A 22079-nucleotide genomic window follows, 5' to 3' on the forward strand; every position below is an offset into this window, starting at 1 on the left:
CACGGACCTACGCCACCGACGTGTAGTGCGAAGCGTCGCCTTCGAGGGACTCGCTCGGCGTGCCGTCGACGCCCGCCGGGATGTCGCCCGCCACGGTGACGCGGTTGAGGCGGCGGGGGAGGCCGTCGTAGTTGTCGATCGCGTAGTGCTGGGTGATCCGGTTGTCGAACAGCACCAGCTGGTTCGGCTCCCACGCGACGCGCACGATGTTCTCCGGCCGCGTGACGTAGGACTGCAGCAGCCGCAGCAGATCCCGGGACTCGCCGACCGACAGGCCCGCGATCCGCTGCGCGAAGCCGCCGATGAACAGGCCGCGCTCGCCGGTCGCCGGGTGGACCCGCACCACCGGGTGCAGGGTCCGGTACTTGCGCGAGACGAACTGCGCGCGCCGGGCCTGCTCCTTCTCGTCGAGCGTCTCCGGCGGCCGGACGTAGTCGTAGTCGTTGGTGTGCTCCGCGCGCAGCGTGTCCGCGAACGCCCGCAGCGGTTCCGGCAGGTCGCGGTAGGCCGCGCCGGCGTTCGCGATCAGCGTCTCCCCGCCGTAGGGCGGCACCACGAGACTGCGCAGGGTGCTGGCCTTCGGCGGGTTGAGCACGAAGGTGACGTCGGTGTGCCAGTGGTTGGCGCGGCCCTGCTCGCTGTCGACCGGCAGGATCGTCGGGGCGCCGTCGACGGCGGGCACCGTCGGGTGCGCCTTGGTCAGCTCGCCGAAGCGGGCGGCGAAGCGCTGCTGGCCCTCGTCGTCGAGCTCGACGTTGCGGAACACCAGCGCCTTGTGCTCGTGCAGGGCGTCGGTCAGGAACGCGATCTGGGCCGCGTCGAGGTCGCCGGCGGGGTCGACGCCGATGATCTCGGCGCCGATCCTCCCGGTGAGCTTGCGGACGTCGGTGCCGATGGTGGTCATACGGGCTCCTTCACTCGGTTGCGGTTGACGGGCCGCGCGAGGCCGTAGTGCTCGCGCAGGGTGGATCCGGTGTAGGCGGTGCGGAACAGCCCGCGCCGCTGCAGTTCCGGGACGACGAGGTCGACGAAGTCGTCGAGCCCGCCGGGCAGGGTCGGCGGCATGATGTTGAAGCCGTCGGCCGCGCCGCCGGTGAACCAGGCCTCCAGCTCGTCGGCGACCTGGACCGGCGTCCCGGCGAAGACGCGGTGCCCGCGCCCGCCCGCCAGCCGTTCCAGCAGCTGCCGGATGGTCAGGTCCTCGCGCCGGGCCAGGCCGACGACCAGCTCGAACCGGCTCTGGCCGCCTTCGGTGAAGCTGCCGACCTCGGGCAGCGGGCCGTCGAGCGGGTAGCCGGTGAGGTCGTGGTCGAGCATCTTCGACAGCTGCCGCAGCCCGTACTCCGGCGTGATCAGCGCGTTCAGCTCGGCTTCGCGCCGGTGCGCCTCGGCTTCGGTGCGGCCGAGGATCGGCGAGATGCCCGGCAGGATCTTGATCTCGTCCGGCGACCGGTCGAACTTGGCCAGCCGGCCTTTGACGTCGTCGTAGAAGGCCTTGCCCTCGGCGAACGTCTGCTGCGCGGTGAACACGGCTTCGGCGTGCCGCGCCGCGTACTCCTTGCCCGTCTCGGACGACCCGGCCTGCACGAGCAGCGGGTGGCCCTGCGGGGGCCGTTCGATGTTCAGCGGCCCGCGGACCTGGAAGTGCGGGCCGTCGTGCGCGATCGGCCGGATCCGGTCGGTGTCGGCGTAGACGCCGGTCTCGCGGTCGACCAGCGCGGCGTCGTCCTCCCAGCTGTCCCACAGCTTCTTGACGACCTCGATGAACTCCTCCGCACGCTCGTAGCGGGAGGCGTGCGACGGCCGCTTGGCCAGGTTGAAGTTGCGGGCCTCGTCGATGCCCGCCGACGTCACGATGTTCCAGCCCGCGCGGCCGCCGGAGAGGTGGTCGAGCGAGGCGAACTTCCGGGCCAGGTGGTAGGGCTCGTTGTAGGTGGTCGACGCCGTCGCGATCAGTCCGATGTGGACTGTGGACGCGGCGAGCGCCGACAGCAGCGTGAGCGGCTCGAAGTGGCTGTGCGAGTTGTGCTTCACGTTGCCCCACAACGCGACGCCGTCGGCGAGGAACAGCGAGTCGAGCTTGCCGCGCTCGGCCGTCCGGGCGATGTCGACGTAGTGCTGCAGCGTCCGGGCCCGGCGCGGGTCGGTCGTGGGGTGCCGCCAGGCGGCTTCGTGGTGGCCGTTCGGCATCACGAAAGCGTTCAGGTGCAGTTGCCTGGTCATGGTTTCTCCTTGGGACGCCAGGTCGAGAACCGCCGTTCGAGGACGACGAAACCCTGGTTCACGAGCACTCCGAGCACCGAGACCGCGATGATCCCGGCGTACATCTGGGGAATCTGGAAGTTCACCTGGCTGGTGTTGATCAGGTAGCCGAGCCCGGCCTTCGCGCCGACCATCTCCGCGGCCACCAGCACCAGGATCGAGTACGACGCCGCCATCCGGATGCCGGTGAACACCGTCGGCACCGCCGAGGGCAGGATCACCTTCCGGAACAGCCGCGGGCTGGACAGCCCGAGCGACCGGGCCGCCTTGACCAGCAACGGGTCCACGGTGTTGACGCCGGCGATCGTGTTGAGCAGCACCGGCCAGACGCAGGCGTAGACCACGAGCGTGACCTTCGACAGCTCGCCGATGCCGAGCAGCAGCGTGAACACCGGCAGCAGGGCGAGCGCGGCGGTGTTGCGGGCCAGCTCCAGCAACGGCTGCAGGAACCGCGCCACCGGCCGGTACCAGCCGATCAGCAGCCCGAGCGGCACCGCGACGGCGACGGCGATCGCGAACCCGGCGGCGGACCGGCCGATGCTGGCCACCAGGTGGTCGGCGAGCTGGCCGTCGAGGGTCAGCTCCCACAGCGCCTGGAGGTCCTCCGACAGCGGCGGGAGGAACGTCCGGGTGCTCTCGTCGAGGACGAACCGGGGCAGCAGCTCCCAGAGCGCCACGAACAGGACCACGGCCGCCGAGCCGTGCACCGCCCGGGTCAGCCTTTTCGTGAACCGTCGCGGCCGGGCCGGCGCGGCCGGGGGTCCGGTGTGGACGGTGGGCGCGTCGAGGGTGGTGGTCATCCGACGGCACTCCGTTCGGTCTCGGCGGCCTTGCGGACCTCGTCGTGCAGCAGCTCCCACAGCCGGTGGCGCTGCCGCCCGAACTCGGGGGACGACCGGACGTCACCGCCGCGGTCCCCGAGGTCGACGTCGACGACGGCCTTGAGCCGCCCGGGCCGGGAAGTCAGCACCGCGACCCGCTGGCCGAGGTAGACGGCCTCGTCGATGCCGTGGGTGATGAACACGATCGTCTTGCCGGTGCGGCGCCAGATCCGCAGCAGCTCGTCCTGCAGCTGCTCGCGCGTCTGGGCGTCGAGGGCGGCGAACGGCTCGTCCATCAGCAGCACCGCCGGGTCGTAGGCGAGGCTGCGCGCGATCGCGACGCGCTGCTTCATCCCGCCGGACAGTTCGTGCGGGTAGCGGTCCTCGAAGCCGGAAAGCCCGACCAGGGCGAGGTATTCGCGCGCCCGCTCGGCCCGCTGCCGCTTGCCGAGCGGGCCGCCTTCGAGGCCGAACTCGACGTTGGCGCGGGCGGTGCGCCACGGGAACAGCGCGTACTGCTGGAAGACGACACCGCGGTCGAGGCCGGGGCCGCGCACCGGCTCGCCGTCGATGCGGATCTCGCCGGACGTCGGGGTGGTGAGCCCGCCGAGCAGATCGAGCAGCGTCGACTTGCCCGAGCCGCTCGGCCCGACCAGGGACAGGAACGTGCCGTCGGCGATGTCGAGGGAGACGTCGTCGAGCGCGGTCAGCGCGCCGAACGTCTTGGTGACGGACCGGATCGCGATCACTTGGACACCGCCGGGGCGCCGTCGCGGTAGGGGTTGAACTCGTTGGTGTAGAGCTTCCCGGTGTCCAGCGCGTCACCCTTGATGAGGCCCTGCTGCTTCAGCCACGGCGACCAGAGCGTGTAGTCCTGGTCGGAGATCAGGCCGCCGCGGGTGACGCCGACGCTCTTCCAGTACTGCAACGTGTTCGTGTTCTCGTTGCGGCCACGCCCCTGGATGATCTTGGTGAACCGGGCGATCACCTGGTCCCGCGGTGTGGTCCGTTCCCACTCGATCGCGCGGGCCACGGCGGAGACGAAGACCTTCGTCGTCTCCGGGTACTTCTTGATGAAGTCGGTGCGCAGCACGTACGGGCCGCCGTTGTAGGCCCCGAACGCCTGGACGTCGCTGAACAGCGGGCGCACCCCGCCGGCCGCGACGGCGTGGTCCTGCAGGATGCCCTGCAGCGCGGCGACGTCGAGCTGGCCGTTGCGCAGTGCCTGCTCGGCGTTGACCGGCGGGATGACGACCAGCTGCACCTGCTTGACTTCGTCGTCGGAGAGGCCTTGGCGCTGCAGCCAGAGGTCGAGGACGGCTTCGAGGTTGGCGCCCGCGGTGTTGACGCCGACCTTCTTGCCGATCAGGTCGCGGGCGGTCCGGATCGGACTGTCGGCTTTGGCGTAGAAGCCGAGGAAGGACTTTTCGTCGGAGCCGTAGTAGTTGACGACCGCCTTGACCGGCGCGCCGGCCTCGACGAGCTTGACGACCGCGCCGGTGAAGGCGCCGCCGAAGTCGGTCTGGTCGGTGGCCGCGGACTGGATGTCCTGCGGGCCGCTGATCGTGTTGCCGACCCACTTGAGCTTGACCGGGCCGAGGTAGCCCAGGTCCTCGGCGAGTTCGGGCAGGGTCACGGAGTTCGCGCTTCCCTGGTAACGGAGTTCGAGCTTTTCGGGTTGCCCGGGCGCGCCGGTGGCCGTCGCCGACGCGCACCCGGACAGCAGCGCCGCGACCAGGCCGGCGGCGAGGAGGGCGGGCAGAGTTTTCTTCACGGTGGGCTCTTTCGGCTCGGGAGTCGGCACGACGCGACCACCGGCCGATGCGGCCGGCGGGTTCGCCGGTGGGGATGCCCCAATTGTTCGCAGCCGCCGCGAGCACGGTCAACTTTGCGAGTTTCTGAATTAACTACCGCGGTTCACGAGGCATGCGAAAGGTGCGTCAGGAGCGGACCGAGCGGGTCGTCGTAGAGGATGTCGAGCAGCACCGCGCCGCCGGCCGTGGCCAGTTCCGTGCCCGGGAAGCTCGTCGCCACAACGGTTTCCGCCGGATCGGCGCAGGTCCGGGAGCGGGCGCGGACCTCGTCCCGGATGGCGGGAAGGCAGCCGGGTACCTGGGCTACACTCCGGTCGACCAGCACGAGCACGGCCGGGTTCAGCACGTCGAGCAGCAGCGCCACGGCTTGGCCGATCAGCCGTGCGCGGTCCTGGAACAACCGCACCGCCGCGGTTTCCCCGGCCGTCGCGAGCGCGAGCAGTTCCGGAAAGGAAACGCCGGCTTTGCGCGCCAGCGTCGCTTCCGAAACGGTCGCCTCCAGACAACCCGTGCGCCCGCAGCGGCACGGTTCACTGCTGTCGTCGACCGGCAGGTGCGCGACCGCGCCCGCCGCCGACCGCGGGCCGTGGTGCACCACGGTGCCGGTGGCGAACGCCGCGTCGACGACGTTGCCGGTGAACAACTGCACGACGCTGTCCCGCGCCCGCGGGAGCCCGAAGAGCTGTTCGGCGTGCACCAGGGAGCGCGCGTGGCCGTCGATCGCCACGGTGAGCCCGGTCGACGCCGTCAGCAGGTCGCGCACCGGGACGTCGCGCCAGCCCAGCAGCGGGTGGTCGACGACGGTGCCGGAGTCGCGGTCGACCCAGCCGCCGGTGGCGAACCCCAGGCCGAGCGGTTCGCGGTCCGGCGCGTGGCCGAGCAGCAGGTCGTCGAGGATCTCCGCGGCCCGCGCGAGCAGGTCTTCGGCGGGCAGGCCGTCGTGCGGTTCTTCGTGCTGTACCAGGACATTCCCGCGGACGTCGAGCAGCGCGACGGTCGCGTGGTGCACGGCGAGGTGCAGCGCGCCGACGACGTGGCGCCCGGTGTCGAGCCCGACCGGCACGTGCGGCCGGCCGACGGACCGGCGTGGTTCGGCCTCGGGCAGCTCGCGCAGCAGCCCGAGCCGGGTGAGGTCGGCCGTGTGCCCGGTGACGGCGGCCGCGGACAGCCCGGTCCGCCGCGCGATGGTGCTGCGCGCGATCGGCCCGTCGTCGAGGACCGCCCGCAGGACCGCGCTCGCGCTGGCACTGCGCCGGGCGCCGCGCGCGTCCGTCCTCTGTGGACCGTCGGCCCCCGCCGTCATGGCCTGATCGTGGCAGACGCCGCGGCGTGCGCCCAGCGTGCCCAGGATGCAGGACTTGACGCATACCCATATGGGAATATGATGGCCGCGTGGCACGAGCAGCGACGACGGCGGACACCTTCAATGCGGTCGCCGAACCCCGGCGGCGGCAGATCCTCGACGAGCTCATGGCCGGCGAACGGTCGGTCGGCGACCTCGTCGGCGCGCTCGGGCTGGCGCAGCCGCAGGTGTCCAAGCACCTGCGGGTCCTGCGCGAGGTCGGGGCGGTGGACGTCCGGGAAGAGGGCCGGCAGCGCGTCTACCGGGTCAACGGCGCCGCGCTGAAACCCATCCACGACTGGGTCAAGCGCTACGAGCGGACGTGGTCCGAGCGCTTCGAGCTGCTGGACGACGTCCTGGAAGAACTCAAGGAACAGGAGCGGTGACATGGTGGAAACGGCGAGCAGCGCGAAGATCACCCTGCCGAGCGACGAACAGATCCTGATCACGCGGGAGTTCAACGCGCCGAAGCACCTGGTCTACCGCGCGTGGACCACGCCCGAGCTGGTGAGCCGCTGGTGGGCCGGGCACCGCGGGACGACCACCGAGGTCGAGATGGACCTGCGCCCCGGCGGCCGCTGGCGGTACGTGATCAAGGCGAACGCGGGCTTCGAGGTCGCCTTCCACGGCGAGTACCGCGAAATCGTGCCGGACGAGAAGCTCGTCTTCACCGAGATGTTCGAGGGCGCGGATCCGCTACCGGACGCCGACGTGCCCGTCGACACCGTCACCTTCTCCGCCCTCGAAGACGACCGCACGGTGGTGCACCTGCTGACCCAGACGACGAGCAAGGCGTTGCGGGACATGATCCTCGAGTCCGGCATGGAAGCCGGCATGCAGGAGCAGATGAACCTCATCGAGGAGCTGGCGAACTCGCTGCGCTAGCCCGCAGGAACCGCTCGCCCGCCTTCGCCAGCTCCCGGGCGAGCTCCGGCGCGTCCAGCACCTCGAAGTCCACTTCGAGCAGGCCCAGGTACAGCGCGAGCATCGGCGCGTGGTCGGACCCGACCTCCGCGACACACCGGTCCGGCCCTTCGGCCGTGACGTCGACGGCCAGCGGCAGCCGGGCTCGCACGTGCTCGGCCGAAGCGTGCAGCCGGACTTTCGCGTGGTAGCGCCAGGTCGCCGCGCCCGCGCTGCGCTGCACGAACCGCACGACGTCACCCTCCGGCGGCTCACGCGGGGCGAACCGCGGCCCGTTCGGCGTCCGCGGGGTCAGCCGGTCGACGCGGAACGTGCGCCAGTCGCCGCGGCCGGTGTCCCACGCGACCAGGTACCAGCGCCGGCCCCAGCTGACCAGGCGGTGCGGCTCGACGTCGCGGCGGCTGTCCGTGCCCTCGTGGCTGGTGTAATCGAACCACAGCCGCTCGCCGGCCCGGATCGCCGACGCGATGGCGCTCAGCACGTCGGCGTCGACGGCCGGGCCGGTGCCGGGCACCGCGACCGTCGCGGCCTGCAAGGCGTGCACCCGGTGCCGCAGCCGGGACGGCAGCACCTGCTCGAGCTTCGCGAGCGCGCGCACCGATGTCTCCTCGATCCCGGCGACCCCCGCGGCGGTCCGCAGCCCGACCGCGACCGCCACGGCCTCGTCGTCGTCCAGCAGCAACGGCGGCAGCTGCGCGCCCGCGCCGAGCCGGTAGCCGCCCTGGACACCGGGGGAGGCCTCGACCGGGTAGCCGAGGTCGCGCAGCTTGCCGACGTCGGCGCGGACGGTGCGCGTGGTGACGCCGAGCCGGCCGGCCAGGTCGGCGCCGGTCCAGTCGCGTCGTGTTTCGAGCAGCGACAGCAACCGCAGGAGCCGTGCGGAGGTCTGCAACATCCTTCGAGGATGCCAGGAATCGCGGAAGGAACCCTTCCGCAATCGTCCTTAGCGTCCTGGTCATGACGAACGACATCCGCCCCTTCCGCGTCGAGATCCCGCAGGCCGAGCTGGACGAGCTGCACCGGCGCCTGGACGCCGCCCGGTACGCCGAGCCGGTGCCCGGCGACGAGCCGGACTGGTCCCGCGGCATCCCGCCCGAGCGCGTCCGCGAGCTGGCCGAGTACTGGCGGACCGGCTACGACTGGCGGGCACAGGAGGCCGCGCTCAACGCCTTCCCGCAGTTCACGACCGAGATCGACGGCCAGACCATCCACTTCCTGCACCTCCGCTCGCCCCGCGCCGACGCGATGCCGCTGCTGCTCACCCACGGTTATCCCAGTTCCTTCGCCGAGTTCCTCGACGTGCTCGGCCCGCTGACCGAGCCCGGCCCGGACGCCTTCCACGTGGTCGTCCCGTCGCTGCCGGGTTTCGGGTTCTCGACGCCGTTGAGCGGACCCGGGTGGGAGCTGGCGCGCACGACCGACGCCTTCGCCGTGCTGATGACACGCCTCGGGTACGACCGCTTCGCCGCGCAGGGTGGTGACATCGGCGCGGGCGTCACCGGCCGGCTCGCGTCGCTCTACCCGGAGCGCGTCCTCGGTACCCACGTGAACAGCGACCGCGGGACCATCGCCCTCGCCGGCGAGCAGCTCCCGATGCCCGAGAACCTGACCGAGGCCGAGCAGGCCGAGCTGGACGCGGCCCGGGAAGCCTGGAAGGCCCGGCGGGGCTACCTGGACCTGCAGTCCCACACGCCCGAGACGATCGCCGCCGGGCTCACCGACTCGCCGGTCGGGCAGCTGGCGTGGATCGCCGAGAAGTTCGAGGCGTGGACGAACTCCGCCGGCGGGATCGGCCGTGACCGGCTGCTGACGACGGTCGGCCTGTACTGGTTCACCCGCAGCGGCGCGACGGCGGCCCGGTTCCTCTACGAGGCCGCCCACTCCGGTCACGGCTGGCTGGCGCCGGCCGACGTCCCGGCGGGCTGGGCCGTGTTCGACAGCTCGCCCGTGGTCCGGCGGATCATGGACCCCGAGGGGAAGATCGAGCACTGGTCGGACTTCGCCGAGGGCGGCCACTTCGCGGCGATGGAGGCGGGTGAGCTGCTCGTGGCCGACATCCGCGCGTTCTTCCGCGAGCTGCGCCCGTGAGTGGCCATACTCGGCGGCGTGCAGTTCGCCATCCTCGGGCCGGTCGAAGCCCACGCTCCCGACGGGACGCCGGTCGCCCTCGGCGGTCCGCAGCTGCGCGGGCTGCTCGCGTTGCTGGCCCTCGACGCCGGGCGCGTCATCAGCGCCGAGCGGCTCATCGACGGCCTGCACGGCGAAAACCCGCCCGAGGGCGCCGGCGAAGCCCTGCAGTCCCAGGTGTCCCGGCTGCGACGGCGGTTGCGGGACGGCGGTGCGCCCGACGGCCTGGTCGAGTTCACCCCCGCCGGGTACCGGCTGGCCGTCGACCCGCAGGACGTCGACGTCCACCGCTTCGAACGGCTCACCGCGCAGGCCCGGGAGACGGCGGATCCGGCGGCCAAGCTGGCGCTGTTCGGCGACGCGCTCGCGCTGTGGCGTGGCCCGGCGTTCGACGGGCTCGCGGACCCGCCGCGCGCGGCCCGGCTGGCGGAGCTGCGCGCGGCCGCGACCGAGGACCGGATCGAGGCCGGGCTGGCCCTCGGTCACCACGAACGGCTCGTCGCGGAGCTGCGGGAGCTGACTCGCGAACACCCGCTGCGGGAACGGCTCGCGGCCCAGCTGATGCGCGCGCTGCACGGCGGCGGGCGGTCGGCCGAGGCCCTGGCCGTGTTCGCCGAGACCCGGGACCGGCTGGCCGACGAGCTGGGCGCGGACCCGTCGCCGGAGCTGGCGGACGCGCACGTCGCGGTCCTGCGGGCCGCCGCGCCGGCTCCGGCGCGCCGGGTTCCGGTGCCGCTCAGCGGGTTCGTCGAGCGCGCCGAGCTCGACCGGCTGCGCACGACCCTGCGGGCCGCGCGGCTCGTCACGCTCACCGGGCCGGGCGGTGCGGGCAAGACCCGGCTCGCCGTCGAAGCCGCGTCACGCGAGCCCGGCGAGGTGTGTTTCGTCGAACTGGCGGCGACGACCGAAGTCCCGCAGGCCGTGCTCGCCGCGCTGGGCCTGCGCGAACAGGGCGTGCTGTCCTCGGCCGCGGCGGCCGGCCCGGCGGACCGGCTGGCCGCCGGCCTCGCCGACCGGCCGCTGCTGCTGGTCCTCGACAACTGCGAGCACGTCGTCGCCGAGGCCGCGCGGCTGGTCCGGCGGCTGCTCGGCGCGTGCCCCGGCCTGCGGGTGCTGGCCACCAGCCGGGAGGCCCTCGGCCTGACCGGCGAGACGCTGGTGCCGGTCGGGGCGCTGGCCGCCGGCGCCGCCGAGCGGCTCTTCGTCGACCGGGCGGCGGCCGTGGTCCCCGGCGTGGTCCTCGATCCCGCCACCGTCGCCCGGATCTGTGCCGCGCTCGACGGTCTGCCCCTGGCGATCGAACTCGCCGCCGCGCGGCTGCGGTCGCTGACCGCCGAAGACGTCGCCGCCCGCCTCGACGACCGCTTCCGGCTGCTGTCCCGCGGCGAGCGCACCGCCGAACCGCGGCACCGCACGCTGCGCGGCGTCGTCGAGTGGAGCTGGGACCTCCTGGAACCCGACGAGCAGCGGCTCGCCGGGCGGTTCGCGGTGTTCGCCGGCGGCGCGCGCCTCGCCGCCGTCGAGCGCGTCTGCGCCGTCCCGGACGCCGATGGCCTGCTCACCGGGCTCGTCGAGAAGTCGCTCGTCGAGTACAGCGACGGCCGCTACCGGATGCTGGAGACGATCCGGGCGTTCTGCGCGGAGCAGGGCACCGGCGACCACGCGGCGCACGCGAAGTACTTCCTCGACCTCGCCCACGCGGCCGAGCCGAAACTGCGCGGCGCGGACCAGCTCATGGTCCTGGCGGAGCTGACCGCCGAGCACGCCGACCTGCACGCGGCGCTGCGCTGGAGCGTCGCCGAGGCGCCGGACGTCGCGTTGCGGCTGGTCGCGGCCCTGACGTGGTACTGGTGGCTGCGCGGGCTGCGCGGTGAGGCCCGGCCGTTCGCGGACGCCGTGCTCGCCGCCGTCGGCCCCGAACCGCCGCCGGGGCTCGACGAGGAGTACGTCGTCTGCCTGATCCACGCGTCGGCCACCGACGTCGAGATCGAGCCGATCCTGCGCCGGCTCACGGGATCGCTGCGGTACCCGTACCTGTTCCTGCTGTGGGCGTTTTCCCCGCGCACCAAGGCATCCGACGGCGAACGCCTCGCCGCGCTGATCGGCCCGGACACCTGGTCACGGGCGTTCGCGCGGATCGGCGACGGCCTCGGCGCGCAGTACCGCGGCCGGATCGACGAGGCCGAAGCGCACTTTTCGGCGTCCCTGCAAGGGTTCCGCGACCTCGGCGACCGCTGGGGGCAGGCGAGCGCGCTGGAGAAGCTCGCGGAGTTCGCCGACTGGCGCGGCGACCACACGCGGTTCCGCGAGCTGATGGACGAGTCCGTCCGGCTGGCCGGCGAACTGGGGGCGGGCGAGGACGCCGCCGACCTGCTGTGCCGCCGCGCCGACGGGATGCTGCGGGCCGGGGACACCGCGGCCGCGCGGGCCGACTACGAAGCCGCCGCCGAGCAGGCGCGGGCGGTCGGCACGACGTTGACGCTCGCCCGGGCCCGCGGCGGGCTCGGCGAGATCGCGCGGCACGCGGGCGACCTCGCCGCGGCCCGGCGCTGGTACGCCTCGGCCGTCGGCCTGGCCGTCGACCCGGTGACCGGCGGCGAGACGCGGATCGGGCTGTACACCGGCTTCGGCTGGACGGCCGCGGCCGAAGGGCACCTCGACGAGGCGACCGAGCTGCACCAGGAAGCGCTGGCGACGGCGTTGGAGCACGCGAACCTGCCGGGTGCGGCGCAGGCCGTCGAAGGCCTGGCCGGCGTGCTCGCCGCGCGGGCCGAGGACGAGCGGGCGGCGTTCCTGCTCGGCGTCGCCGTCGGGCTGCGCGGCACGGAGGTGACCGGAGACGCCGACGTCGCCGCGGTGGCCGGGGCCGTGCGGACCCGCATCGGCGGCGACGCCTACGTCAAGGCGTTCGAGCAGGGCCGGGAAATGCCGCCTGACCAGGCGCTTCAGGACTTCGGTCAGGCGCGGTTCGCGCTCGGTTCGTGAGCGGTCAGCGGCCGCGCCCACGCTGCTGAGCATGACGGACAACCGAGAAATCCTGATCTCCGGCGCCAGCGTCGCCGGCCCCGCCCTCGCCTGGTGGCTGCACCACCACGGCTTCCGCCCGACGATCGTCGAGCGCGCCCCGAGCCTGCGTGAAGGCGGCTACAAGGTCGACATCCGCGGCACCGCCGTCGACGTCGTCCGCCGGATGGGCCTGCTGGAGCAGGTGCACGCGGTCGCCACCGACATGCGGGGCGCGGGGTTCGTGAACAAGCGCGGCAAACAGGTCGCGAAGCTGGACGCCGACACGTTCGGCTTCCGCGACGGCGACGACACCGAGATCCTGCGCGGCGACCTGGCGAAGATCCTCTACGAGCACACCCGCGACGACGTCGAGTACGTCTTCGGCGACTGGATCACCGGGCTCGACGAGCGCGCGGACGGCGTCCACGTCACCTTCGCCCACGGCGCGCCCCGCCGCTTCGACCTGGTCGTCGGCGCCGACGGCCTGCACTCCGGCGTCCGCGCGCTGGCGTTCGGCCCGGAGGAGCGGTTCCTGAAGCGGTTCGACGCCTACATCTCGATCTCGACCGTGCCCAACAGCTTCGACCTGGACCGCTGGGAGCTGCTGCACTCGGCGGCGCCGGGCAAGATGGTCAACGTCTACAGCACGGCCCGCGCCGCCGACGCGAAGGCCGCGTTCTGGTTCAGCGGCACGGACCTGCCCTACGACCGGCGCGACGTCGGCGGCCAGAAGAACCTCGTCGCGGACCAGTTCGCCGGCCTCGGCTGGCAGGTCCCGGAGCTGCTGGAGTCGATGCGCGCGGCCGACGACTTCTACTTCGACCCGGTGTGCCAGATCCTGATGGACCGGGTGTCGGCCGGGCGCGTGACCCTCGTCGGCGACGCGGGCTACTGCCCGTCCCCGGCTTCGGGCCAGGGAACGAGCCTGGCCCTGGCGGGCGCGTACGTCCTGGCGGGCGAACTGGCCGCGGCCGCGGGTGACCACGAGGTGGCGTTCGAGCGGTACGAAACGCAGATGCGGCCGTACATCGAGAAGAACCAGGCCCTGGCGAAGTCCGCGCTGCGCGGCATCATCCCGCAGTCCCGCGCGTTCGCGTGGATCAACACCCGGATGATCAAGCTGATGCCCTACATGCCGGGCCGCAACCGCATCCTGGAGCAGATCGCCGGCCCCATCCGCCAGGCCGCGAACGCACTTGTGCTGAAGGACTACGCGGTCGCGGCCTGACCTCCGAGCGCCGCGCGGACCTGCTCGCCGACCTCCTCCAGCTCCGCCCGCTCCCGCACCCGCCAGTCCGCGCTCAGCACGAAGCCGTCGTCCGCGTGGCGGGGGATGACGTGCAGGTGGACGTGGGGGATCTCCTGGCCCGCGGCGGTGCCGTCGGCCAGGAACAGGTTGATCCCCTCGGTCCGGATCTCCGTGCGGCGCAACGCGGCCGCGAGCGTCTGCGCGATGGTGAACATCCGGGCCCCCGCCGCCGCGGGGAGGTCGGCCAGGCCCTCGTGGTGGGCCCGGGGGAGCACCAGCAGGTGGCCCGTCGACACCGGGCGCAGGTCGACGACGGCGACGAACTCGTCGTCCTCGTGCACGAGGGTCGCCGGGGCTTGCCCGGTGGCGATCGCGCAGAAGATGCACTTGCCGCCGGGCGTGGTCGCGGGGAGGTGAGGAGGCTTGGCCATGCCGCCGACCGTAGCGGGAAGATCAGCCCGCTGTCAGGTGCGCGTCCGCCCAGTCCGCGAAGGACGTCAGCGGGATGCCGAGGGCCCGCGCGAACTCCGGGCGCGCGGGGTGGCCGATCTCGTTCGTCCACTCGTGCCGCACGGTGAACGCGGGCGCGCCGGCCGCCACGGCCTCCGCCGAGGTCATGTCGGGCGCGGTGATCTCCACGCCGTGGACGCGGGAGAGCACCTCCGCGACGCCCGCCATCGTCCGGCGCTCACTGGCGAGTTCCAGCTCGACGCCGTCGAAGCGCGCCGGGTCGGCGAACGCCGCCGCGGCCGCGGCACCGATGTCGGCGACGGCGACGAGCGAAAGTTCGGTATCCGGCTTGATGGTCGTCACCAGCCCGCCGCCGACGCCGTGGGGGAGCAGGAACGACGGCGGCAGGAAGTTCTCCATGAAGAACCCGGGCTTGAGCAACGTCCAGTGCGCGAAACCGGCTTCGCGGACGCGGTCCTGGATCGCGGTCTTCGTCTCCAGGTAGTGCTCCATCGACTTCCAGCGGCCCTCGGCCCAGCCCGGCGCCGAGCGGTGCTGCCCCGCCCCGGAGACCGACGCGTGCACGAACTGCGCCCCGCCCGCGTCCCGGGCGGCGTCGATCAGGTTGCGGGCCTGGACCCACTCGGAGTCGCCGTCGAGGTCGGTCAGGTCGGGCAGCTGCACGGAGAACACGCCCCGGACGCCCTTGAGCGCGGGGCCGAGTGAACCGGGGTCGTAGAGGTCGCCGGTGACGAGCTCGGCGCCGAGCGCCTGGATCGCTCGGGCCCGTTCGGTGCCGGGATCGCGGACGAGGGCGCGGACTTCGGTGCCCGCGGCGAGCAGCGCGCGGGCGGTGGCGCCACCCTGCTTGCCGGTGGCGCCGGTGACGAGGACGGGGGACATGGGAGCTCCTTCGGACGACTAAGTGGCGGGGCCCGCCACTTCGTCTCCGCTACGATAGCCATCAAGTGGCGGCCCCCGCCACTTAACCTTCCGGAGGTTTCATGCGGCGGTCCGACGCCCAGCGCAACTACGCGCTGATCCTCGCCGTCGCCGAGCGGGAGGTCGCCGAGCACGGCGCGGAGGCGTCCCTCGAGCAGATCGCCCGCACGGCCGGCGTCGGCTCGGCCACCGTGCGCCGGCACTTCCCGAGCCGGCGCGCCCTGCTGGACGCGGTGTTCCGCGAACGCGTCGACGCGCTGGACGGCCGGGCCCTCGCCCTCGCCGACGCCGCGGACCCGCGGGCCGCGCTGCTCGACTGGCTCACGGCGTTGACGGAGTACGCCGCCTCCGCGCGGGGCATGGCCGCGGCGCTGATCCCGGACGAGGATTCCGGCGGCGACCACGTCTGCGGCCGCCTCACCGACGCCGGCGAACCGGTGCTGCGCCGCGCGATCGAGGCGGGCGCGGTGCCGGCCGGGGTGACGTCGGCGGACCTGGTCGCGGTGGTCACGGGCATCGTGCTGGCGACCGAACACGGCCGTGACCCGGCGGGGGAAGCGTTGCGGTTGCTGGGGTTGGCGGTGCGGGGGATCAGTCCGTCATGAGAAGTCGTAGGCCGCGGTCAGCCAGCCGCGGACCTCGTCGTCCACATCGGACACTTCCCGCAGGCTCACCCGGTGCCCGACCCGCGGCCCGGCGGTGCCCCACGCCGGGCGGATCCGCGCCGTCTCGACCGGGCCCGGCAGGAACAGGTACAGCAGGACGTCGCGCGAGCGCGGCCGCACCTCGGCGAGCTTGCGCTCCCGCTTGAGGAACACGCCGATCTTGACCGCGTCCTCGTGGAAGCCGCCGAGGGTGCGCAGGTGCGCGGCGATCGCGTCGTACACCGCGCGCTGCGCCGGGGAGCGCGCGGCGAACGTCTCGTCGACCGTGCAGCCCGGCACGCACGTGTGCCCCTGACCGGCGCGCGCGAACTCGCGGTCGCACTGCGGGCACGTCCAGCGGGTCGGCACGCCGTCCAGGATGGCACTCACCGCGCGCCGGGACGACCCGGTGCCGGAGACGCGTTGCGCTGGTTCGCTGAGCCGCCGGCCAGGTACCGCTGGACCGTCGGCGCGATCTCTTCGACGAGGTCTTCCTGGGTCAGCGCGACCACCGGCGGCAGGCGCAGGACGTACCGGGTCAGCGCCAGGCCGAACAGCTGGGTGACGACCAGACCGGCGCGGCGGGGCGCGTCGGCCGGGTCGCCGAAGCGCAGCACCGCCGGGGTCACCTGGCCGGCGAACACCTCCCGGATCTTCTCGACCACGGCGTCGTCGGCCACCGCCGACCGCAGCAGCGTCAGCAGGATCTCGTCGGTCGGCGGCTGCTCCCAGAGTGCGAGGAACTGCCGCGTCAGCAGCTCGCCGACGGTGCCCGGATCGGCTTCGGCGAGGTCCGGCAGGTCCAGCTCGACGTCCACCGCCGCCGCGAACAGGCCGTCCTTGCTGCCGTAGTAGCGCATCACCATCGACGGGTCGATGTCCGCGTCGGCGGCGATCGAGCGGATGGTCGCGCGGCGGAAGCCGTCGGCGGCGAACCGGCGGCGCGCGGCGTCGAGGATGGCCGCGCGGGTGGCGTCCGACCGGCGGGGAGAGGGCTCGTCAACCATGTCAACAAGTGTAGGCCAACACTTGTTGACAAGCCAGCCCGGTGGTGCTTACGTGGATGCCAACAGTTGTTGGCAAACTTTGAGGAGATCGCCGTGAACCTGCCGAGCCGTACCGATGTGGTCATCGCCGGAGCCGGCCCCGCCGGCCTCGCCGCCGCGATCGCGCTGGCCGAGGCCGGCGTCGACCACGTGCTGCTGGACCGCCAGGCCGAGGGCGCGAACACGTCCCGGGCCTGCGTGATCCACGCGCGGACGCTGGAAGTGCTCGCCGAACTGGGTGTCACCGAACGGCTGAAGGAGCTGGGCGTCGTCGTCCCGACGTTCACGGTCCGCGACGGCGCCGCGGTGCTCGCGCGGGTACCGTTCGGCGGGCTGCCGACGGCGTACCCGTACACGCTGATGGTGCCGCAGGACGTGACCGAAGCGGTGCTGCTGGCGCGGCTGCGCGAGGCCGGCGGCGACGTCCACCGGCCGTACGAGGTCACCGCGGTCGCGGGCGACGACACCGGCGTCACGGTCACGGCCGGGACCCACACGATCCGGGCGCGGTACGTCATCGGCGCCGACGGCATGCACAGCGTGGTGCGTGAGCAGGCCGGGATCGGGTTCACCGGCGCCAGCTACCCCGAGTCGTTCGTGCTCGCCGACGTCCGGATGAGCTGGCCGCTGGCCCGCGAGGAGGTCAGCCTGCACCTGTCGCCGGAAGGGGTGACGGTTGTCGCCCCGCTGCCCGGCGCCGCCGACCACTACCGGGTGGTCGCGACCGTCGCCTCCGCCGTCGAGAAGCCGGGCATCGAGGACATCCAGTCCATTGTGGACAAGCGTGGGCCGGAGGGTGCGCGGTCGCGGGTGATCGAGGTGCTGTGGAGCTCGCGGTTCCGGGTGCACCACCGGGTGGCCGACCACTACCGCGCGGGCCGGATCCTGCTGGCCGGCGACGCGGCCCACGTGCACAGCCCGGCCGGTGGCCAGGGCATGAACACGGGCATCCAGGACGCCGTGGCGCTGGGCGGTCTGCTGGCCCGGGTGCTCGCCGGCGAGCCGGACGCGCTCCTGGACACCTACGAGCGGACCCGCCGCCCGGTCGCCACCGGAGTGGTCGCGTTCACGGACCGCATGACCCGCATGGCCACGCTCCGCCCCCGCCCGGCGCGCCTGCTGCGCAACACGGTGCTCAAGCTGGCCTTCGGCCTCCCGCCGGTCCGCGCGAAGATGGCCTACCAGCTGGCAGAACTGGCGGCCCGCTGACCGCCCCGGCCCGCGATGCCCCTGCGAACACGCGCGATGCCTCGCCGGTCACGCGAGATCCGCCGGGAGTCACGCGAGTTCCGGCTTCAGTCACGCGAGATCCGTCCCGAGTCACGCGATGCCCGCCGGTCACGTGAGATCCGCCGGGAGTCACACGAGTTCCGGCTTCAGTCACGCGAGATCCGTCCCGAGTCACGCGCGATCCGGCTCAGCGGGTCGGGGGAACGATCCCGTACTCGTGGATCTTCCGGTAAATCGTCGCCCTCGAAATTCCGAGCAGCTTGGCCGCGCGGACCTTGTTGCCGTCCGCGTCCTCCAGGCAGCGGACGATCGCGTCGCGCTCTATCGACTCGAAGCGGTTCAACGGCCTGCGCGTCACCGCGTGGAACTCGGCCGGGAGGTCGCCCGGGCGGATGGTGCCCGCTCGGCGGCGCTGGGCCACCGTGCGCAGCACCTGGTACAGCTGCCCGGTGTTGCCCGGCCACTCCGCCCGCATCAGCAGATGGAGTGCCGCCGCTGAGCAGGTGAGGCGGCCGCCGTAACCCAGTTTGCTCAGGACCAGCGGGACCAGCTCCGCCAGGTCCTCGACGTGGTGGCGCAGCGGGGGCACGCGCACCGTGCGCGGGAAGAACTTCAGCAGCTCCGCGAGCGCCGGCTTGGTCTCGGCCCCCGGCGCGAGCGTGGCCACCACCCACGGCGCGTCGTCGCGCTCGCGCAGTTCGCGCAGGGCCCCCGCCAACGCCGTCGCGGCCGAGACCGACAGGCGGTCGGCGTGGCAGATCACCAGCGTGCGGATCGGGGTCTGGGCGTGCTCGCGCAGCAGCGCGGCCGTCCAGTCCGGGCCGGTCGCGACCGCCGCGTCCACCGTGAGCAGCCGGGCCGCCGGGTGGTGGCGCTGGTGCAGGCCCTTGGCCAAGGTCAGCTTGCCCGTGCCGGGCTCGCCTTCGAGGGCGACCCACTCGCCGCGCTCGTGGCCGGCGTCGAGTTCGTGGCCGCAGCGCAGCCACAACGGCGCCGAGCCGACGACGCCCGGCAGGTACATCGGCAGCATCGGGATCGAGGCGGCCAGCGTCTCCTCGGCCTCGATCAGCTTCACCGACAGCACGCCGCCCGCGGTGTCGGTCTCGCGCTGGCCCGGCACGCGGCGGCAGTACACGCGCACGCGCAGGCCGCTCGACAGCGCGAGCATCGCCGACGTCCGCTGGCCGTCGGCGAGCGCCTCGGTGGCGTAGCCCAGCAGCAGCGACTGGTCGGCCGGGTCGAGCAGCTGGCGCGCCCGGTCGTTCATCATCACGATGTCCTCGTTGAACGCCAGCACGATGCCGGTCCAGCGGCGGCACGTCTGCAGGTAGGCCTGGAAGAGGATCATCTCGCGCAGGTCGCTGTGGCGCAGCAGGGCCTGGCGGATCTGCTCGGCGGTCGAGCGGGCCAGCGCGATGAGCAGGCCGCCCGCGTCCTTGTACCAGCAGGTCAGGTCGACGGCGCCGATCTTCTTGCCGGAGATCGGGTGGTGGATCGGGACGCCGGCGCAGGCGAGGTTCTCGAGGTGCTCGGCGTAGTGCTCGTGGCCGAACACGGTGGTCGCGCGGCCGTCCTCCAGGGCGGTGCCGATGCCGTTGGTGCCGACGGACTGCTCGCCGTAGCTGAACCCGGGCACCAGCTCGACGCGCTCCAGGTGCCGGCGCAGGTCGGCGTCGCCGGTCCGCTGCGTGAGGACGACGCCGCTGGCGTCGGTGAGGATCAGGCTGATGGGCTGCCCGTCGAACTGCTCGGTGAGCTTGCCCAGGACGGGCTCGGCGCCGCGCATCAGGGGGATGTCGAGGTTCTGGTCCCCGAGGTAGAGGGGGTCGATCCGGTCGGCTTCGACCTGGAACTCCCGTGACCGGCGCCAAGACGCGAGGATCGTCTGCCGGACGGTGCCGGCCGGGACCTGTTCGGCGGTGAGGAACCGCACCCGCGTCCGGGCGAGCTCGTCGTCGGCGAGCAGCATGCCGGGCACCTTGTCGTCCACGTGACCTCCTGAATCCCGCGGCCCCGTGGGTGCGGGCACACCCATGTGCCGCCCGTCCAGCCTAAGCGCGTTAGGCCTTTCACGGTGTCTCAAATTGAGACGCTCCGGTCTCCCCGGCGGCGGTGCGATGAGGGGGCCGGGGACTTCGTGTCCGCCCATCCACCAGGAGGTGTGCCAGTGGCCGCCGATTCCGGGGAGACCTACAACCCGTGGACGATCGTGAACCTGGTTTTCACGCATCTGGCCGAACAGGGCCTGCACCCCGTGTTCGGCGGTGAGGGCCACCCCGGCGATCCGGCGGCGGCCCTGCTGCGCGCGCTCGGCATCACGCCGACCGTCGAGGGAGACGCGCGCGTGCGGAACGGTGTCCAGACCGAGCTCGCCGAACTGCGCGCCCGGATGTTCAGCGAGCGTGAAGCGCCCTGAGCAGCGGTTCTGTCTCAGATTGAGACCCGCGTCACGACGGGGCGCCCCTTGAATGGTGAACGCAGGACGTGCGCCCCGACACCCGGCCGGGAAGGGAGCCGCTCGGCCGCCGTAGGCAGGAGCCACGGATAAGGAGTGATCTATGAGCCGCCAGAGTGTGGCGAAAGCCCACCAAAAGATCCAGGAACTGTCGTGGGAACCGGCGTACCACACCCCGGTTTCGCACTACGGGACCGACTACACCTTCCAGAAGGCCAAGAAGAAGGACCCGCTGAAGCAGGTCCTCCGTTCGTACTTCCCGATGCAGGAAGAAAAGGACCACCGGGTCTACGGTGCCGAAGACGGCGCGATCCGCGGCAACATGTTCCGCCAGGTGCAGGAACGCTGGCTGGAATGGCAGAAGCTGTTCCTGAGCATCATCCCGCTGCCGGAGATCTCCGCGGCGCGGGCGATGCCGCTGCTGTTCCGCACGGTTCCGAACCCGGAACTGCACAACGGCCAGGCGATCCAGATGATCGACGAGGTCCGGCACTCGACGATCCAGCAGAACCTCAAGCGCCTGTACATGCAGAACTACATCGACCCGGCGGGCTTCAACTCGAGCCTGCGCAACTTCCAGAACGACTACTGCGGCACCATCGGCCGTCAGTTCGCCGAAGGCTTCATCACCGGTGACGCGATCACCGCGGCCAGCATCTACCTCACCATCGTGGCGGAGACGGCGTTCACCAACACGCTGTTCGTCGCGATGCCGGCCGAAGCCGCCGCCAACGGCGACTACCTGCTGCCGACGGTGTTCCACTCGGTGCAGTCGGACGAGTCCCGGCACATCAGCAACGGGTACGCGACGCTGCTGATGGCGTTGTCGGACGAGAGCAACCACCAGCTGCTCGAGCGCGACCTGCGCTACGCGTGGTGGAACAACCACGCCGTGGTCGACGCCGCGATCGGCACGTTCATCGAATACGGCACGAAGGACCGTCGCAAGGACCGGGAAAGCTACGCGGAGATGTGGCGTCGCTGGATCTACGACGACTACTACCGCAGCTACCTCGTCCCGCTCGAGAAGTACGGTCTGGTCATCCCGCACGACCTCATCGAGGAGGCGTGGAACCGGATCTGGAACAAGGGCTACGTCCACGAGGTCGCGCAGTTCTTCGCCACCGGGTGGCTCGCCAACTACTGGCGCATCGACCCGATGACCGACGAAGACTTCGAGTGGTTCGAGTACAAGTACCCCGGGTGGTACGACAAGTACGGCGCGTGGTGGGAGAACTACAGCCGGCTCGCGACGCCGAACGGGCACCACCCGATCGTCGCCGAGGACGTCAACTACGTTTACCCGCACCGTTGCTGGACGTGCATGGTGCCGTGCCTCATCCGCGAGGACATGGTGGTCGACGAGGTCGACGGCCAGCACCGCACCTACTGCTCGGAGACGTGCCGCTGGACCGACGCCGAGGCGTTCCGGCCCACCTACCAGGGCCGCAACACCCCGAACATGGGCAAGCTGGTCGGCGCACGCGAGTGGGAGACGCTCTACCACGGCTGGAACTGGGCCGACGTCGTCACCGACATGGGCTTCGTGCGCGACGACGGCAAGACCATGGTCGCGCAGCCGCACCTCGACCTGGACCCGAAGAAGATGTGGACGCTCGACCACCTGCGCCGGATGCCCGAGGTGCAGTCGCCGAACGTGCTGCTGAACCAGATGTCCGACGAGGAACGGGCCGCGTTCCAGGCCGACTACAACCGCCAGGGCCCGGCCGGGCGCCCGGCGCCGCAGAAGGCCTGACGCGCCACGGG

21 protein-coding genes are annotated in these 22079 nt (G+C 72.3%); 9 read left to right on the plus strand and 12 right to left on the minus strand.

The features are described 5' to 3' along the window. Positions 1-7 precede the first annotated feature (7 nt). From OG570_RS31135 to OG570_RS31160, 6 genes are all read right to left on the minus strand, one after another. On the minus strand, positions 8-904 hold the full coding sequence (locus tag OG570_RS31135; RefSeq protein WP_326952662.1) for a TauD/TfdA dioxygenase family protein: 897 nt from the start codon (positions 902-904) through the stop codon (positions 8-10). Further along, on the minus strand, positions 901-2223 hold the full coding sequence (locus OG570_RS31140; protein ID WP_326952663.1) for an LLM class flavin-dependent oxidoreductase: 1323 nt from the start codon (positions 2221-2223) through the stop codon (positions 901-903). Before OG570_RS31140 ends, OG570_RS31135 begins: the two co-directional genes overlap by 4 nt. Next, positions 2220-3062, minus strand: a complete 843-nt coding sequence (locus OG570_RS31145; RefSeq protein ID WP_326952664.1) for an ABC transporter permease — start codon at positions 3060-3062, stop codon at positions 2220-2222. Before OG570_RS31145 ends, OG570_RS31140 begins: the two co-directional genes overlap by 4 nt. After that, on the minus strand, positions 3059-3832 hold the full coding sequence (locus OG570_RS31150; RefSeq protein ID WP_326952665.1) for an ABC transporter ATP-binding protein: 774 nt from the start codon (positions 3830-3832) through the stop codon (positions 3059-3061). The genes OG570_RS31145 and OG570_RS31150 overlap by 4 nt, the downstream gene beginning before the upstream one ends. After that, positions 3829-4857 carry an ABC transporter substrate-binding protein gene (locus OG570_RS31155; protein WP_326950429.1) on the minus strand — a complete coding sequence of 343 codons (1029 nt, stop codon included), beginning with the start codon at positions 4855-4857 and terminating at the stop codon, positions 3829-3831. The genes OG570_RS31150 and OG570_RS31155 overlap by 4 nt, the downstream gene beginning before the upstream one ends. 143 nt (positions 4858-5000) lie before the next feature. After that, complete coding sequence (locus OG570_RS31160) at positions 5001-6200, minus strand: ROK family transcriptional regulator (RefSeq protein WP_326952666.1); 1200 nt, start codon at positions 6198-6200, stop codon at positions 5001-5003. An 89-nt stretch (positions 6201-6289) separates the two neighbouring features. Here OG570_RS31160 and OG570_RS31165 point away from each other — a divergent pair, with 89 nt between their 5' ends. Both OG570_RS31165 and OG570_RS31170 read left to right on the plus strand, forming a co-directional pair. After that, on the plus strand, positions 6290-6625 hold the full coding sequence (locus OG570_RS31165) for an ArsR/SmtB family transcription factor (protein WP_326952667.1): 336 nt from the start codon (positions 6290-6292) through the stop codon (positions 6623-6625). Position 6626: 1 nt separating this feature from the next. Then, positions 6627-7124 (plus strand): SRPBCC family protein, encoded by a 498-nt coding sequence (locus tag OG570_RS31170; RefSeq protein ID WP_326952669.1) that lies wholly within the window; start codon positions 6627-6629, stop codon positions 7122-7124. On the opposite strand, the gene OG570_RS31175 is transcribed toward OG570_RS31170, so the two are convergent. Further along, on the minus strand, positions 7093-8058 hold the full coding sequence (locus OG570_RS31175; RefSeq protein WP_326952670.1) for a helix-turn-helix transcriptional regulator: 966 nt from the start codon (positions 8056-8058) through the stop codon (positions 7093-7095). The genes OG570_RS31170 and OG570_RS31175 overlap by 32 nt on opposite strands. A gap of 62 nt (positions 8059-8120) precedes the next feature. Here OG570_RS31175 and OG570_RS31180 point away from each other — a divergent pair, with 62 nt between their 5' ends. From OG570_RS31180 to OG570_RS31190, 3 genes are read left to right on the plus strand one after another with little or no spacing between them, the layout of a single operon-like run. Then, entirely contained in the window at positions 8121-9251 is a 1131-nt protein-coding gene (locus tag OG570_RS31180) for an epoxide hydrolase family protein (RefSeq protein WP_326952671.1), read from the plus strand. 18 nt (positions 9252-9269) lie between these two features. Beyond that, positions 9270-12275 (plus strand): ATP-binding protein, encoded by a 3006-nt coding sequence (locus tag OG570_RS31185; protein ID WP_326952672.1) that lies wholly within the window; start codon positions 9270-9272, stop codon positions 12273-12275. 31 nt (positions 12276-12306) lie between these two features. Continuing rightward, on the plus strand, positions 12307-13524 hold the full coding sequence (locus OG570_RS31190) for an FAD-dependent monooxygenase (RefSeq protein ID WP_326952673.1): 1218 nt from the start codon (positions 12307-12309) through the stop codon (positions 13522-13524). Here the strand turns inward: OG570_RS31190 and OG570_RS31195 are convergent. Both OG570_RS31195 and OG570_RS31200 read right to left on the minus strand, forming a co-directional pair. Then, positions 13506-13976, minus strand: coding sequence for an HIT family protein (locus OG570_RS31195; protein ID WP_326952674.1), 471 nt, complete (start codon positions 13974-13976; stop codon positions 13506-13508). The genes OG570_RS31190 and OG570_RS31195 overlap by 19 nt on opposite strands. Before the next feature lie 22 nt (positions 13977-13998). Then, entirely contained in the window at positions 13999-14898 is a 900-nt protein-coding gene (locus OG570_RS31200; RefSeq protein WP_326952675.1) for an NmrA family NAD(P)-binding protein, read from the minus strand. 101 nt (positions 14899-14999) lie between these two features. On the opposite strand from OG570_RS31200, the gene OG570_RS31205 reads away from it, so the two are divergent. Beyond that, a complete protein-coding gene (locus OG570_RS31205) occupies positions 15000-15542 on the plus strand; it encodes a TetR/AcrR family transcriptional regulator (RefSeq protein WP_326952676.1) in 543 nt (180 codons plus the stop codon). On the opposite strand, the gene OG570_RS31210 is transcribed toward OG570_RS31205, so the two are convergent. Both OG570_RS31210 and OG570_RS31215 read right to left on the minus strand, forming a co-directional pair. Continuing rightward, positions 15537-15971, minus strand: a complete 435-nt coding sequence (locus OG570_RS31210; protein ID WP_326952677.1) for a DUF5655 domain-containing protein — start codon at positions 15969-15971, stop codon at positions 15537-15539. The genes OG570_RS31205 and OG570_RS31210 overlap by 6 nt on opposite strands. Next, positions 15968-16588 (minus strand): TetR/AcrR family transcriptional regulator, encoded by a 621-nt coding sequence (locus tag OG570_RS31215; RefSeq protein WP_326952678.1) that lies wholly within the window; start codon positions 16586-16588, stop codon positions 15968-15970. Before OG570_RS31215 ends, OG570_RS31210 begins: the two co-directional genes overlap by 4 nt. A 93-nt stretch (positions 16589-16681) precedes the next feature. Here OG570_RS31215 and OG570_RS31220 point away from each other — a divergent pair, with 93 nt between their 5' ends. Then, a complete protein-coding gene (locus OG570_RS31220) occupies positions 16682-17836 on the plus strand; it encodes an FAD-dependent oxidoreductase (RefSeq protein WP_326952679.1) in 1155 nt (384 codons plus the stop codon). Positions 17837-18044: 208 nt separating this feature from the next. On the opposite strand, the gene OG570_RS31225 is transcribed toward OG570_RS31220, so the two are convergent. After that, positions 18045-19826 carry a sigma-54-dependent Fis family transcriptional regulator gene (locus tag OG570_RS31225; protein ID WP_326951566.1) on the minus strand — a complete coding sequence of 594 codons (1782 nt, stop codon included), beginning with the start codon at positions 19824-19826 and terminating at the stop codon, positions 18045-18047. Between the two features lie 198 nt (positions 19827-20024). Between OG570_RS31225 and OG570_RS31230 the strand changes: the two genes are divergently transcribed. Then, positions 20025-20273: a hypothetical protein gene (locus OG570_RS31230; protein ID WP_247052568.1), complete on the plus strand. Its 249-nt coding sequence runs from the start codon at positions 20025-20027 to the stop codon at positions 20271-20273. 142 nt (positions 20274-20415) lie between these two features. Beyond that, positions 20416-22068 carry a methane monooxygenase gene (locus OG570_RS31235; RefSeq protein WP_326952680.1) on the plus strand — a complete coding sequence of 551 codons (1653 nt, stop codon included), beginning with the start codon at positions 20416-20418 and terminating at the stop codon, positions 22066-22068. The last annotated feature ends 11 nt before the right edge of the window (positions 22069-22079 follow it).

Source organism: Amycolatopsis sp. NBC_01286 (assembly GCF_035982555.1).
GTDB lineage: Bacteria > Actinomycetota > Actinomycetes > Mycobacteriales > Pseudonocardiaceae > Amycolatopsis.

Bases quoted from the DNA above. Each gene is read 5' to 3' on its own strand.
- OG570_RS31215 (WP_326952678.1), bottom strand. From the start codon at position 16,588: ATGGTTGACGAGCCCTCTCCCCGCCGGTCGGACGCCACCCGCGCGGCC.
- OG570_RS31175 (WP_326952670.1), bottom strand. From the start codon at position 8,058: ATGTTGCAGACCTCCGCACGGCTCCTGCGGTTGCTGTCGCTGCTCGAA.
- OG570_RS31195 (WP_326952674.1), bottom strand. From the start codon at position 13,976: ATGGCCAAGCCTCCTCACCTCCCCGCGACCACGCCCGGCGGCAAGTGC.
- OG570_RS31200 (WP_326952675.1), bottom strand. From the start codon at position 14,898: ATGTCCCCCGTCCTCGTCACCGGCGCCACCGGCAAGCAGGGTGGCGCC.
- OG570_RS31135 (WP_326952662.1), bottom strand. From the start codon at position 904: ATGACCACCATCGGCACCGACGTCCGCAAGCTCACCGGGAGGATCGGC.
- OG570_RS31190 (WP_326952673.1), top strand. From the start codon at position 12,307: ATGACGGACAACCGAGAAATCCTGATCTCCGGCGCCAGCGTCGCCGGC.
- OG570_RS31160 (WP_326952666.1), bottom strand. From the start codon at position 6,200: ATGACGGCGGGGGCCGACGGTCCACAGAGGACGGACGCGCGCGGCGCC.
- OG570_RS31225 (WP_326951566.1), bottom strand. From the start codon at position 19,826: ATGCTGCTCGCCGACGACGAGCTCGCCCGGACGCGGGTGCGGTTCCTC.
- OG570_RS31170 (WP_326952669.1), top strand. From the start codon at position 6,627: ATGGTGGAAACGGCGAGCAGCGCGAAGATCACCCTGCCGAGCGACGAA.
- OG570_RS31145 (WP_326952664.1), bottom strand. From the start codon at position 3,062: ATGACCACCACCCTCGACGCGCCCACCGTCCACACCGGACCCCCGGCC.
- OG570_RS31140 (WP_326952663.1), bottom strand. From the start codon at position 2,223: ATGACCAGGCAACTGCACCTGAACGCTTTCGTGATGCCGAACGGCCAC.
- OG570_RS31235 (WP_326952680.1), top strand. From the start codon at position 20,416: ATGAGCCGCCAGAGTGTGGCGAAAGCCCACCAAAAGATCCAGGAACTG.
- OG570_RS31180 (WP_326952671.1), top strand. From the start codon at position 8,121: ATGACGAACGACATCCGCCCCTTCCGCGTCGAGATCCCGCAGGCCGAG.
- OG570_RS31205 (WP_326952676.1), top strand. From the start codon at position 15,000: ATGCGGCGGTCCGACGCCCAGCGCAACTACGCGCTGATCCTCGCCGTC.